This window comes from Fontivita pretiosa (assembly GCF_050410795.1).
Lineage (GTDB): Bacteria > Planctomycetota > Phycisphaerae > Tepidisphaerales > Tepidisphaeraceae > Fontivita > Fontivita pretiosa.
This window is the reverse complement of the sequence record NZ_CP191258.1, coordinates 4,152,180-4,164,449: the sequence shown is the minus strand read 5'-3', so window position 1 is coordinate 4,164,449 and position 12,270 is coordinate 4,152,180. Positions and strand designations below refer to the sequence as shown.

General features: G+C 65.0%; 15 protein-coding genes. All 15 read left to right on the top strand.

The window, feature by feature from the left end:
* The first annotated feature begins 155 nt into the window (after window positions 1-155).
* The gene (locus ACQS5P_RS16850; protein ID WP_428937785.1) at window positions 156-1,190 is read left to right on the top strand and encodes an AAA family ATPase; all 1,035 of its coding nucleotides are present in this window, start codon (window positions 156-158) and stop codon (window positions 1,188-1,190) included.
* Window positions 1,183-2,253 (top strand): DUF7192 family protein, encoded by a 1,071-nt coding sequence (locus ACQS5P_RS16845; protein ID WP_428937784.1) that lies wholly within the window; start codon window positions 1,183-1,185, stop codon window positions 2,251-2,253. Before ACQS5P_RS16850 ends, ACQS5P_RS16845 begins: the two co-directional genes overlap by 8 nt.
* A 2-nt stretch (window positions 2,254-2,255) precedes the next feature.
* Window positions 2,256-3,116 carry an AAA family ATPase gene (locus ACQS5P_RS16840; protein ID WP_428937783.1) on the top strand — a complete coding sequence of 287 codons (861 nt, stop codon included), beginning with the start codon at window positions 2,256-2,258 and terminating at the stop codon, window positions 3,114-3,116.
* A complete protein-coding gene (locus ACQS5P_RS16835; RefSeq protein ID WP_428937782.1) occupies window positions 3,113-3,661 on the top strand; it encodes a hypothetical protein in 549 nt (182 codons plus the stop codon). Before ACQS5P_RS16840 ends, ACQS5P_RS16835 begins: the two co-directional genes overlap by 4 nt.
* Before the next feature lie 139 nt (window positions 3,662-3,800).
* Window positions 3,801-4,265, top strand: a complete 465-nt coding sequence (locus ACQS5P_RS16830; protein WP_428937781.1) for a hypothetical protein — start codon at window positions 3,801-3,803, stop codon at window positions 4,263-4,265.
* Window positions 4,237-6,303, top strand: a complete 2,067-nt coding sequence (locus ACQS5P_RS16825) for a terminase gpA endonuclease subunit (RefSeq protein WP_428937780.1) — start codon at window positions 4,237-4,239, stop codon at window positions 6,301-6,303. The genes ACQS5P_RS16830 and ACQS5P_RS16825 overlap by 29 nt, the downstream gene beginning before the upstream one ends.
* On the top strand, window positions 6,300-6,488 hold the full coding sequence (locus tag ACQS5P_RS16820; RefSeq protein ID WP_428937779.1) for a hypothetical protein: 189 nt from the start codon (window positions 6,300-6,302) through the stop codon (window positions 6,486-6,488). The genes ACQS5P_RS16825 and ACQS5P_RS16820 overlap by 4 nt, the downstream gene beginning before the upstream one ends.
* A 94-nt stretch (window positions 6,489-6,582) precedes the next feature.
* On the top strand, window positions 6,583-7,194 hold the full coding sequence (locus tag ACQS5P_RS16815) for a sigma-70 family RNA polymerase sigma factor (RefSeq protein WP_428937778.1): 612 nt from the start codon (window positions 6,583-6,585) through the stop codon (window positions 7,192-7,194).
* Entirely contained in the window at window positions 7,187-7,384 is a 198-nt protein-coding gene (locus ACQS5P_RS16810) for a hypothetical protein (protein ID WP_428937777.1), read from the top strand. Before ACQS5P_RS16815 ends, ACQS5P_RS16810 begins: the two co-directional genes overlap by 8 nt.
* On the top strand, window positions 7,384-8,871 hold the full coding sequence (locus tag ACQS5P_RS16805) for a phage portal protein (RefSeq protein ID WP_428937776.1): 1,488 nt from the start codon (window positions 7,384-7,386) through the stop codon (window positions 8,869-8,871). Before ACQS5P_RS16810 ends, ACQS5P_RS16805 begins: the two co-directional genes overlap by 1 nt.
* On the top strand, window positions 8,843-10,822 hold the full coding sequence (locus ACQS5P_RS16800; protein ID WP_428937775.1) for a hypothetical protein: 1,980 nt from the start codon (window positions 8,843-8,845) through the stop codon (window positions 10,820-10,822). The genes ACQS5P_RS16805 and ACQS5P_RS16800 overlap by 29 nt, the downstream gene beginning before the upstream one ends.
* 42 nt (window positions 10,823-10,864) lie before the next feature.
* The gene (locus ACQS5P_RS16795; protein WP_428937774.1) at window positions 10,865-11,197 is read left to right on the top strand and encodes a capsid cement protein; all 333 of its coding nucleotides are present in this window, start codon (window positions 10,865-10,867) and stop codon (window positions 11,195-11,197) included.
* A 10-nt stretch (window positions 11,198-11,207) separates the two neighbouring features.
* Complete coding sequence (locus tag ACQS5P_RS16790; RefSeq protein WP_428937773.1) at window positions 11,208-11,594, top strand: hypothetical protein; 387 nt, start codon at window positions 11,208-11,210, stop codon at window positions 11,592-11,594.
* Window positions 11,591-11,839, top strand: a complete 249-nt coding sequence (locus ACQS5P_RS16785; RefSeq protein ID WP_428937772.1) for a hypothetical protein — start codon at window positions 11,591-11,593, stop codon at window positions 11,837-11,839. Before ACQS5P_RS16790 ends, ACQS5P_RS16785 begins: the two co-directional genes overlap by 4 nt.
* Window positions 11,840-12,268, top strand: a complete 429-nt coding sequence (locus ACQS5P_RS16780) for a hypothetical protein (protein WP_428937771.1) — start codon at window positions 11,840-11,842, stop codon at window positions 12,266-12,268.
* The last annotated feature ends 2 nt before the right edge of the window (window positions 12,269-12,270 follow it).

Genomic DNA, 12,270 nt, shown 5'->3' with positions numbered 1-12,270 from the left:
AGGTATCGCCGGGGACGAGGCAGGAAAAATCCAGGAATTTTTCTGCCGGCTGCCAAAAGCTTTGAACTACAAGTCTTACGTTGATAGCGTTCGCTAACATTTTCCTTCCCGTCAGGCGACTGCAACGTCACACTCATTCTCAATCGGGGATTCGATTGGAAAGGCCGATCGGATCGATCCGGGAAACAGAGTGGGCCGGCGATGCAGAAACATCCCGGCCCTTGGCACCGAAAGGAGCACTTTCGATGCAGGCTGAGTGTACATCAAAAAATGGCCACGCTCGAATCTTCGAGCTGCTGGCCGACGCGGTGCAGGAGCACCTGCACACACAGGTTGACGCCGATATGGTTCGGCGGATCGTGGACGAGCGGCTCGCCGCGGCGACGCTGCCTCGCCCGATCGAAGTCCATCTTCCCGACGGCACGATCCGCAAGCTCGACGAGCGGCCTCACCGCCAGTTCGATGAACTGATCGAGCTGGTCAACGAGGGCCACCGGAACATCCTGATGGTCGGCCCGGCAGGTTCGGGAAAGACCACGCTGGCCAAGTCACTCGCCCAGGCGCTGGATCTGGAGTTCGGGTTCCTCTCCCTTTCCGCCGGCATCACCGAAACCCACCTGCTGGGCCGCACCCTGCCCGACGCAACGGGGGCGTGGGTGTTCAAGCCCGGCCGGTTCGTCAAGTTGTATGAGCAAGGCGGTGTGTTCCTGCTCGATGAGCTGGACGCCGCCGACGCCAACGTCATGGTGGCTGTGAACGCCGCCCTGGCCAACGGTGTGCTGGTCACGACCGATGGCGTGGTCCACAAGCGCCACGAACGGACCTTCATCTTGGGAGCGGCCAACACGTTCGGACGCGGCGGTGATCATCAGTACGTCGGCCGCAACCAGCTGGATGCGGCGACGCTCGATCGCTTCGTCCTCTCTACGTTGTACATCGACTATGACGTGGAGCTGGAGCACAGCCTGGTCAAGGCCAGCCTCGACGCCGAGGTCGGCTCGGAGCTGATCCAGTGGATCGGCAATCTCCGATCTTCCATCAGCCGCAACCGGCTTCGCCGCATCGCCAGCACGCGACTGGTCATCAACGCGATCTCCGCGCTGAAGGCTGGACGCACGCTCGATCAGGTGAAGGACCGTTACTTCCGCGACTGGTCGGCGGATGAGAAAGCGAAGGTGGGCCATGCGTAGCCGATTGATCGCTGCTCGATTCGCCGGCAAGTGCCGAGTCTGCGGCAAGCCGGTTGCCAAGGGTGAACAGGTGTACTTCGCCAAGTACTACGGGGTGCGATGCGCAGGCTGCGGGCCGCACACGGCGGATGACCCGCCCCTTCCATCGAAGCGCGGCAAGAAGTCCCGCCGCTTCGCACCGCCGCCGTTCTCGAAGCGCGAGCCGGACGTGACTGATCCGAAAGACCGCGCTGCTCAACTCTGTACCGACGGCATCCACCGCTACGAGTTCTACTCGGTGAAGGATGCCGTCGAGGACGCGCTGTGCGACTACGCCCAGAATGACACCAACCGCGAGCGGGTGCGGGCGGCACAGAATCACGCGCTCTCCGGTTCTGACCGCTGGGGCAACTACTTCACGCGCGAGCGTTTCTTAGGCGAACTGCACAACCCCGGCGAGGATTTGCTCAAGGCCGTCGATCAAATGCGCCAGCAGTTGATCGGCTCACTCGACCTGCCCACCACGCCCCGCCGGAAGGTTCGCCGGGGACTGGACTGGGGCGATGAGCTGGATGCCGATCGCTGGCTGGTCCGCGAGCCCAACGCATGGGAGCGGAGTATCCGCGAGCAGCAACCTCGCCGGACGATCACCATCGGCTGCAACATCACCGTCTCCGCGAGCGTCCGACCGGAGCAGCTGCTCTACCGCGGCGCTGCTGCCCTGGCGCTGGCCGACATCCTCGCCCAGCGCGGCTGCAACGTCGGCATCGTGCTGTTCAAGAGTGTGCGCGAGCCGACCAGCGTCGTGGACTGGGGCCTGATCCGCTACGAGGTCAAGAGTGCGCTGATGCCGCTGGACATCAGCGCCGTCGCCTTCGCGATGTGCGAGATCGCCTTCAGCCGAATCGTCGGTGTGTGCGGCGAAGCCCGGCACTGGCCGGGCGTGCTGCGCTCGGGGTTCGGATGCCCCGCCCCTGTTCCCGCCGCCGATCGCGAAAACATCGAGTACCTGATCGACGCCGACTGCCTGAGCCGCGATGCAGCAGTGGCGTGGCTCAAGGGACAACTCGAAAGGGAGGATTGATCATGAGCACTTCAACACTCAACGAATCGATCCTCACCGATGCCCGACGCCGGCGCAGCGAAGGCCAGAGCTTGAAAGCTATCGCGGCCGATGTGGGAGTGACATGGCAACGACTGGACAAAGCGCTGCGCCACGGTCTTGCGCGCAATGCCGAGCCGGAGGCGCAAACGACGGCGAGGCTGGCGGTTGCCGGTGCGCGAGCGGCGCTGCTGGTGGAGAAGTACCGCCCGGCACGTCTCGATCAGCTCTTCGGCCAGGAGCGTGTCGTGTCGTTCCTGCGGTGCTTTCTCGCCAACCCGTACCCGTGCGCGATGCTATTCGAGGGCGAGACAGGGACGGGAAAGACCAGCGCTGCCTTGGCGCTGGCCGCGGAGCTGGGTTGTGCTGTCGATCAGCAGGAACTCGGCGGCGTGTGGACCATCGCCAGCGGCGAGCAGTCCGCCGATGCCGTGCGCGACACCTGCCAGCAGACCTGGCACACGCCGATGTTCGGCAGCGGGTGGAAGCTGGTCATCGTCAATGAGGCCGACCGCATGTCCACCGCCGCCGAGACGATCTGGCTGGACAGATTGGAGAGCCTGCCCCGGCGCACGGTGGTGGTGTTCACGACGAATCACGCCGACAGGCTCTCTGAGCGCTTCCGCGATCGCTGCATCCGAGTGGGCTTCGAGTCGGACGCGCGCAGGCTTCATCGCTCAGCTCGGGCGCTGCTGTCGGCGATGTGGAAGTCGGAGACGCAAACCGCGCCGGATGCCCGGTTCATCGACTCGATCGTTCGACAGGCTGTCGAGGATGGACACCTGAGCTTCCGGCGCGCGGTTCAGATTCTCCAACGGCACCTGATGGCAAGGAGTCAGCCATGAGACGGCAACTCACCACAGTTCGTGGGTATGGCTTGTTGGAAGTCGCCTCGGCGCTCCAGAAGGCGATCCGAAGATCGGATGCGCGGCTCGCCGGATACTGGGCGATCGAGCTGTTTGAGAGCGGCTACCGCGAATACCTCTGGCGGCGGCTGCTCACCATCAGCGCTGAGGACTGCTGGGGAATCATTACCCACGAGGTCGAGGCGCTCTATCGCTCGTGGCAGATCATCGACCAGCAGAAGAAAGGCGCCGGGCGCATCTTCGCCGCCAAGGCGACGATCCTGCTGGCCCAGGCGCGCAAGTGCCGGGATGCGGATCATCTGACGAACCTGATCTACGACCCGCAGAGTGTTCCCGACGAGCAACTGGAGGCGGACCTGAACGCGGCCAGAAAGTCCACCGAGGCGATTCCCGACTACGCCTATGACTGCCACACCAGCCTGGGGAAGAAGGCCGGGAAAACGAAACAGGAGTTCTTCCGGGATGAGTACAAGGCGCTGGAGCCGCGCGAACCGGGACTATTCGACCGGGAGGTAGAGGGATGAACGGGACCAAGTGGCTCAAAGGCACTTCCCAGGCTGTTACGGGTTTTGGGCCAGGGGTGTTGAACCTGCGACACCCCTTTTTCAGCAGACGTTCAGGAGGCACGGGAGGCTGACTGGCATGACAGGTAAACCACAGACGATGAGCGACCGGGTGGTCCTGCTCCTGGTCAATGGCATGAGCGCCCAGGCCGCCGAGGCATTCGCCGTCCAGAATGGCGGCGGCGCCGACGAAGCCCGGCAGATCGTGGCCGAGGCGCGCAAGCGCATCACCGTCGCCGCCGACTATAACCGGGATGAGCAGATCGGGCGCGCGGTCATGCGGCTCGATGACCTCTACGCCAAGAGCATCGCCGCTCAGGACATCCGCACGGCGCTTCAGGCGCAGCGGGAGCTGAACCGCCTGCTTGACCTGTACGCCGGTTCATCGAGGGGCGAGGGCGCAAGCAGTGAGGATGCCACAGAGCTGCGCCGCCAAATCGAGTTGATCGCGTCGTATCTCCTGCCACTTGGTGTCGCAGATGAGCACTACCCGGTCGAGGAGCATGCGCGGATTGCAGCGGAGCTGATTCGCAGAAATGGACTCGCAGGCGTACAAGGTCGTTAAGGCACGGGCCAAGGCGCAAAGCAAAGCGCTGGTGCTGGCCGGCCAGGACATCGGCGCGATGCCGCCGGTGCGCGATGTCGCGCGCCGCGCGCGGGCCGACACGGACTTTCGCTTTTTCTGCGAGAGTTACTTCCCGCGGCTCTTCACGCTCGCCTGGTCGCACGATCACCTGAAGGTGATCGCCAGGATCGAGCAGGCGGTTATCCGCGGCGGCTTGTTTGCGATGGCCATGCCCAGGGGATCCGGGAAGACGACGCTTTGCCAGACGGCGGCGCTGTGGGCGCTGCTTACCGGGCGGCACCCGTTTGTCTTTTTGATCGCCGCAACGGCCGAGTATGCCTCGGCAGCACTGAACAATCTCAAGAGCCATTTGGCGCACAATGAACTGCTTCTGGAGGACTACCCGGAGGCCGTGTATCCGATCCGCTGCCTCGAAGGCGAAAGCCGGCGTTGCAGCGGCCAGCGTTACTACGGGCGGCTCACGCACGTCGGGTGGACGGCTGATCAGATCGTCTTGCCCACGATCCCCGGCAGCCGCTGCTCCGGGACGATCGTTCGCACGGCGGGACTGCTCGGCAACGTGCGCGGCGCCATGCACATCCGACCCGATGGGGTCTCGGTTCGCCCATCGCTGGTGGTCATTGACGATCCGCAAACCGACCAGTCGGCTCGCTCGCCGGCGCAGGTGCATGAGCGTCTGGCCGTGGTGAATGGCGCTATCCTCAACCTCGCCGGACCCGGCAAGCGCATCGCCGCGGTCATGCCCTGCACGGTCATCCGCAACGATGATCTGGCAGATCAGATCCTCGACCGCGCGAAGCACCCGGAATGGCAGGGAGAACGCACACGCCTGGTCTACTCGTTCCCCGCCAATGAGAAGCTCTGGGCGGAGTATGCCCGCCTCCGTTCCGACTCGCTCCGCAACGATGGCGATGGCCACGAAGCGACCGAGTTCTATCGCGAGCACCAGGTGGAGATGGATGCCGGCGCTGCCGTCGCCTGGCCGGCGCGTCACAACGCCGACGAAATTTCCGCGATCCAGCACGCGATGAACCTCAAGCTCCGCGACGAGGCCGCGTTCTGGGCGGAGTATCAGAACCAGCCGCTGCCGGAGGCGATGCCCGATGAAGGGGTGCTCGCGGTCGATCAGATCGTGGCCAAGACCAACGGCATGCGCCGTGGCGAAGTGCCGATGGGCGTCAATCACGTCGTCGCCTTCATCGACGTGCAGGCAACGCTGCTCTATTGGATGGTGTGCGGCTGGGAAGATGACTTCAGCGGCTGCATTCTCGACTACGGCGCTTACCCCGACCCCAAGCGGGCGTACTTCACGCTCAAGGACGCCAAGCGCACGCTGGCCGTCGTTCACAAAGGCACTGGACAGGAAGGCGCGATCTACGCTGGCCTGGAGGCGCTGGTCGGCCGGTTGTGCTGCCGCCAGTTCCGCCGCGACGATGGCGCCGAGCTGCGAATCGAGCGTCTGCTGATCGACGCCAACTGGGGCAACTCGACAGATGTGATCTACCAGTTCTGCCGTCAGTGCTTACACGGCACCGTGGTCATGCCCAGCCACGGCCGCTACGTCGGTGCCAGCAGCGTTCCGTTCAGCGACTACAAGCGCAAGGCCGGCGAACGCATCGGACTTCACTGGCGCATGCCCAACGTCCAGGGTCGCCGCTCGGTGCGGCACGTGGTCATCGACACCAACTACTGGAAGAGCTTCGTCCACGCGCGACTTGCCGTGCCGATGGGCGATCCGGGCTGTCTGTCGCTGTTCGCACCGTCAATGGGACTGGACCACCAGCTCCTGGCTGAGCACCTGACTGCGGAGTACCGGGTGAAGACCGAGGCGCGCGGGCGAGCCGTTGACGAGTGGAAAGCCAAGCCCGGCAATCCCGACAATCACTGGCTGGACTGCCTGGTCGGCTGCGCCGTCGCGGGGTCGATGCAGGGGGCTGTCTTGTTCGGGGTGGACCAAAAGCAAGGCCCACCGCGGCCGAGGATGAAGCTATCGATGATCCAAGGGAGGCGAGGATGAGCACGCCAAATACCGCTCCGCCCACAACGGAACCGACCGTGGGACTGGCCTGTCCCCGCTGCGGTTGCCGTCACCTGCGCGTCATCTACGGCAAACCCAAGCCAGGCGGCGCGCTGATGCGGGTGCGCGAGTGCCGACACTGCGGGCGGCGGATCGTCACCCGCGAGAAACCGATCGGCCGCTGACCCTCCCCCGCAGATCGTTCGATATATCGAACCATCCTTCCGTCCAAGCCATCATCACCCACAAGCGCATCGCAGTGGCGCCGATGATGCGGGCATGGTCGCCGCAGTTCCGCCACGCCACGCCCGCGCCTCTGGCGACGAGCTGGTCGAGCAACACCTGGAGTTCGCCAGCAAGCTGGCGCACCGCTTGTGCGCGCGCCTGCCCGGGTGCGTGGATGTGGAGGAACTGGAGTCGGACGCCTATCTGGGGCTACTGCGGGCTGCACGGACCTTCAACCCCGATCGCGGCGTCATGTTCCGCACCTATGCCGCGTCCCGCATCCACGGGGCGATGCTGGATGGCCTGCGCCAGCGCAACGGCATCCGCCGCACCCGTCCGCCGCTGCGCGTTACGTCTCTGGACGTGCGCATCGGCGGCTGCGACACGGAGCACGATCAGACCCTGGGCGACACGATTGCCGCAAAAGCCGACCCGGTCGGCAGCGAGCTGGAGATGCGCGAGGAGGCGGACTTTGTCCTGCGCCAGCTCGACCCCGCCAGCCGCAAGTACCTCATCGACTACCACCTCCGCGGCATGCAGCAGAGGCAGATGGCGGCCAGGCACGGCGTCTCCGAGTCGGCTATCTCGCAGCGCATGCGCAGCATCCGCCGGCGCGTGCAGGCGATCCGATGTCGCTGCCACAGCGCAGAAGGCAAACATGGCTGAGGAGCTAAACAGCACAATCGAACAGAACGCCAAGGGACCGGCCAAGGCCAGCGGCGACAGCGGCTCGATGCAGCAGCACCCCCTGCCCGACCAGATCGCGGCGGACCGGTACCTGGCGAGCAAGAAGGCTGCGAAGGCGAAGGGGCTGGGGATCGCCCTGAAGAAGTTCTCACCGCCTGGAGCAGACTGATGCTCGGCTGGATCAGGAATGTTCTCGGTGCGGCGCGGCGGATCGTGCAAATGGTCCACGTGCCCATCCGCGTGCGCGGCCGCTACGACGCTGCCGTCACGAATGAGGACAACCGCCGACACTGGGCCAACGCCGATCATCTCTCGGCGGACGCCGCCAACTCTCCGGTCGTGCGGCGCATCCTCCGCTGCCGTGCCCGCTACGAGGTCGCCAACAACAGCTACGCCCGCGGCATCGTGCTGACCATTGCCAACGACTGCATCGGCACGGGGCCGCGGCTCCAGATGCTCAGTGATGATCCGGCCGCCAATCGGCTCATCGAGCAGCTCTTTGCTCGCTGGGCCGAAGCTATCCGCCTGGCCGAGAAGCTGCGGACGATGCGCATGGCCAGGGCCGAGAGCGGCGAGGTCTTCGCCATGCTCGTGGCCAACCCCGCCGTCGATGCGCCGGTGAAGCTGGACCTGCGCCTGATCGAAGCCGACCAGATCGCCACGCCACTCCCGGCAGGCAGCGGGCAGCCGCCAGCTAATGCCGTGGATGGCATCGTCTTCGACGCCTGGGGCAACCCGGTCGAATATCACCTGCTCAAGGCACACCCTGGCAACGCCGGGTTACTCAGCGCCGGCACCAACACGTATGCCCGCATCCCCGCGGCTTCGATGATCCACTACTACCGCGCTGACCGTCCCGGCCAGAGCCGCGGCATCCCGGAGATCACCCCGGCGCTGCCCCTGTTTGCGCAGCTTCGCCGCTACACGCTGGCGGTCATCGCCGCGGCAGAGACGGCGGCGGACTTCGCGGCGGTGCTGTTCACCGATTCGCCTGCCAATGGCGAGGCCGATCCGGTCGAGCCGATGGACGTGGTGGAACTGGAGCGGCGTATGGCCACGGTCCTGCCGGGCGGATGGAAGCTGGGCCAGATCCAAGCCGAGCAACCCGCGACGACGTACGGCGAGTTCAAGAGCCAGATCCTCAACGAGATTGCCCGCTGTCTGAACATGCCGTTCAACGTCGCTGCCGGCAACAGCAGCGGCTACAACTACGCCTCCGGAAGGCTGGATCACCAGACCTACTTCAAGAGCATTCGCGTGGATCAAAGCCAGCTTGCCACGGTTGTGCTGGACCGCATCCTCAAGGCGTGGCTGAACGAGGCGGTTCTTATCTCGGGTCTGCTGCCACTATGGATGCGGACGGCCAGCTTCCGTGACCTGCCCCACCAGTGGTTCTGGGATGGACAGGAGCACGTCGATCCCGCGAAAGAAGCGAACGCACAGGCGACACGCCTGGCCAATCACACGACCACGCTCGCCTATGAGTACGCCCGCCAAGGGAAGGATTGGGAGGCCGAGCTTCAGCAGCGCGCAAAAGAAGTTGCCTTAATGCGCCGGCTCCAATTGTCGATCCCAGGCGCGCAGCCATCGCAGAGCGATCCCGCTGAGACCGATTCGGAGGAAGAAGATGCCCCAGAACAACGCCAAACCCCTTGAGCTGACCGGTTCGATGCAGTTCGAGCTGGAAGCATCATCACCCGGCGCTGATGGGAAGCCGGCCCTGCCACGCTTCCGCATGGTCGCCTACACGGGTGTGCCGATGCGGGTGGCGGGGTGGCGGCATCCGGTCGTGGTGGACCTGGCGGGCCTGGCGATTCCGTCGCAGAGCCGGCCCATCCGCTTCGGTCACGACGCCGGCAGCGGCGTCGGGCACACCGACTCAATCCGCGTGGAGGGCGGGCAGCTCGTCGCCAGCGGCATCGTCTCGCGCGATACCGCGGCTGCGAAGGAAGTCGTCGCTTCGAGCAAGAACGGCTTCCCTTGGCAAGCGTCCATCGGCGCTGGGGTCGAGGAGTTCGAGTTCGTCAAGGAAAACCAGAGCGTCATGGTCAACGGCCGCAGCTACACCGGCCCGGTGAACGTGGTGCGCAAGGCGACGCTGGGAGAGATCAGCTTCGTCGACCTGGGCGCCGATGCCCAGACCAGCGCCAGCGTCCAAGCCAAGCGGGAGAAACAAGAGATGGATGGAATCGACAATGGCGGCGTCGCCGTCACAACGGACACCACCACGGCGTCTGCGACGACTGCGCCGCTTGACACCGCCGCCGCCGCAATTCGCGCCAACGCCCTGGCGGAGACGAGTCGCATCGCCGCGATCCGCAGGATCTGCGACGGCAAGTACGATGGCATCGAAGCCCTGGCGATCCGCGATGGCTGGGACGCTACCAGGTGCGAGCTGGAGGTGCTGCGCGCCAGCCGTCCCAAGGCTCCGTCAGTTCCGGCCATTCACGTGCCCGACAACTCGCTCAGCGGCACGATCCTCGAAGCTGCGTGCATGCTCACCGCGCGCCTGGGGGACGTGGAAAAGTGCTACGACGAGCAGACCCTGGAGCAGGCCAGCCGGCGTTTCCGCGGAGGCATTGGTCTTCAGGAGTTGCTGCTGGAGGCGGCGTGGGCCAACGGCTACACCGGCCGCAACTTCCGCGACAGCCGCTCGGTCCTGCGCTTCGCCTTCGCGCGGCAAGGCTTCGCCTTTGCCCGCGACATCGAGGCCGGCTTCAGCACCATCGACATCGGCGGCATCCTCTCGTCGGTTACGAACAAATTCCTGCTGGAAGGCTTCTTCTCGGTCGAGCGGACCTGGCGAAACATCTGCGCCGTCCGCAATGTCAGCGACTTCAAGACCGTCACCAGCTATCGCCTGATCGGCGCCGACACCTATGAGATGGTGCAGCCCGGCGGAGAACTGAAGCACGGAACTCTGGGCAACGAAAGCTACAGCAACAAGGCCGACACCTTCGGCCTGATGCTCTCGATCGACCGCCGGGACATCATCAACGACGACCTGGGCGCGATCACCACTGTGCCGCGCAAGCTCGGTCGCGGGTCGGGCCTGAAGATCAACGATGTCTTCTGGACCAAGTTCCTGGACAACGCCGCGTTCTTCACCGCCGGCAACAAGAACTACATCGCCGGCGCTGACACCGCGCTGAGCATCGACGGGCTGACCAAGTGCGAGACCACGTTCATGGACCAGGTGGACTCCGACGGCAAGCCGATCGGCGTCATGCCGCAGATCCTGCTGGTACCGACGGCGCTGTCGGCGATCGGCACGCAGCTTTTCAAGAGCCTGGAGATCCGGGACACGACGGCGAACACCAAGTTCCCCGTCGCCAACCCGCACCAGGGCAAGTTTCGCTCCGAGGTCAGCCGCTACCTGTCCAACACCAAGTACACCGGCAACAGCGCCAAAGCGTGGTACTTACTGGCCGACCCTGCGGACCTGCCTGTCATCGAGGTCGCGTTCCTCAATGGGCAGGAAAGCCCCACGATCGAAACGGCGGAGGCCGACTTCAACGTGCTGGGCATCCAGATGCGCGGCTATCACGACTTTGGCGTGGCGCTGCAGGACTTGCGCGGCGGCGTGAAGAGCAAGGGCGAGGCATAGGGCATTTGCGATTGCCGATTGCCGATTTGAAAGGAAACGAACATGGGCGCGCAGTTTGTCCAGGATGGGATGTCGATCGACTACACGCCCGGCGCCGACGTGGCGGCGGGCGCGGTGGTGGTGCAGAACGATCTGGTGGGCGTGGCGGTGCGACCGATCGCGGCCAACCAGCAAGGTTCGCTGGCGGTGGCCGGCATCTTCGACTTCCCCAAATCCACCGCTGGCGGCAGCGCGATCGGTGCGGGCGTGACCGTGTACTGGAACGCCGCCGCGCAGCAGGCGACCGCCACAGCCGCGGGCAACAAGCTGCTGGGCAAGACCACGCGCGCCGCGGCGGATGCCGATGCGACCGTGCGCGTGCGCATGAGCCAGTGAGGTCATCGCCGTGGCGGATTTGCTGGAACGAGCATCGGCGTGGCTGGAGGACCAGCGAAACAAGTTCGCCACGCGCCAGGTGACGTACCAGCGCGGCGAGCAGTCGGTGTCCGTCGCCGCGACGATCGGCAAGACGCTGTTCGAGCTGGACGATGGCGGCGGCGCGGTGCTGCGGGTTGAGTCGCGCGATTACCTGATCTTCGCCGCAGACCTCGTGCTCGAGGATGACCCGATCCTGCCCCAGCGCGGCGATCAGATCGTCGAGACGCAGGATGCCCGCAGCTTCATCTACGAGGTGACCGGGCCTGGCGATGAGCCGTGCTGGCGCTACAGCGATCCGTACCGGCGGACGCTGCGGATCCACACGAAGCAGGTGGACGAGGTGGTCACACCATGAGCGAGGACAGATCAAATCGCATCGAATGGAGCGGCTGGGCCGCGGTCTTCGTGACCGCGCTGTTCGGCCTGATCGCCGTCACCATCCAGTGGGGCGTGGTCACGACCAAGCTCGACAACCTGGAGAAGCGGCTGGACGAGATGATCTTTGAGAGCCGCAGCCTGCGGGCCGAGTACCAGGCGGTGGAGCGAAGGCTGGCGCTGCTGGAGGGGCAGCGCCTGTCCACTTCCGCGAAGGAGAAGTAGGTGAACCCATCGCTGTCCATCCTGGTTGCCGATGCCGTGGTCGCAGAGCTGAACGACGCGGCACTGGGCTTCACAGCCGTCCGCTTCTATCGCCCGCAGTTCGACCTGGGACAGCTCAAAACGCTGCGCGTGTCGGTCGTGCCCAAGGGCATCACCATCACGAACCTCGGCCGCACGCTCAACCAGCACGAAGTGGCCGTCGATGTCGCCGTGCAGAAGAAGGTGGATGCCGCAGATACCGCCTCGCTGGATGCGCTCATGGAGACGGTGCAGCAGATCGCCGATCAGCTTCGCCTGAAACGGCTGACGACCCGGCCTGATGCGATCTGGGTCAGGACGGAGAACCAGCCGATCTACGCGCTGGAACACCTGGAATCCAAGGGCGTGTTCACCAGCGTGCTGACGATCACGTTCCGCATCGCGAGGTAGAG

What these genes read in the sequence shown, in the direction of transcription:
- ACQS5P_RS16840 (WP_428937783.1), top strand. Translation starts at nt 2,256, where the DNA reads ATGAGCACTTCAACACTCAACGAATCGATCCTCACCGATGCCCGACGC.
- ACQS5P_RS16815 (WP_428937778.1), top strand. Translation starts at nt 6,583, where the DNA reads ATGGTCGCCGCAGTTCCGCCACGCCACGCCCGCGCCTCTGGCGACGAG.
- ACQS5P_RS16830 (WP_428937781.1), top strand. Translation starts at nt 3,801, where the DNA reads ATGAGCGACCGGGTGGTCCTGCTCCTGGTCAATGGCATGAGCGCCCAG.
- ACQS5P_RS16845 (WP_428937784.1), top strand. Translation starts at nt 1,183, where the DNA reads ATGCGTAGCCGATTGATCGCTGCTCGATTCGCCGGCAAGTGCCGAGTC.
- ACQS5P_RS16820 (WP_428937779.1), top strand. Translation starts at nt 6,300, where the DNA reads ATGAGCACGCCAAATACCGCTCCGCCCACAACGGAACCGACCGTGGGA.
- ACQS5P_RS16800 (WP_428937775.1), top strand. Translation starts at nt 8,843, where the DNA reads ATGCCCCAGAACAACGCCAAACCCCTTGAGCTGACCGGTTCGATGCAG.
- ACQS5P_RS16810 (WP_428937777.1), top strand. Translation starts at nt 7,187, where the DNA reads ATGGCTGAGGAGCTAAACAGCACAATCGAACAGAACGCCAAGGGACCG.
- ACQS5P_RS16835 (WP_428937782.1), top strand. Translation starts at nt 3,113, where the DNA reads ATGAGACGGCAACTCACCACAGTTCGTGGGTATGGCTTGTTGGAAGTC.
- ACQS5P_RS16805 (WP_428937776.1), top strand. Translation starts at nt 7,384, where the DNA reads ATGCTCGGCTGGATCAGGAATGTTCTCGGTGCGGCGCGGCGGATCGTG.
- ACQS5P_RS16825 (WP_428937780.1), top strand. Translation starts at nt 4,237, where the DNA reads ATGGACTCGCAGGCGTACAAGGTCGTTAAGGCACGGGCCAAGGCGCAA.
- ACQS5P_RS16795 (WP_428937774.1), top strand. Translation starts at nt 10,865, where the DNA reads ATGGGCGCGCAGTTTGTCCAGGATGGGATGTCGATCGACTACACGCCC.
- ACQS5P_RS16785 (WP_428937772.1), top strand. Translation starts at nt 11,591, where the DNA reads ATGAGCGAGGACAGATCAAATCGCATCGAATGGAGCGGCTGGGCCGCG.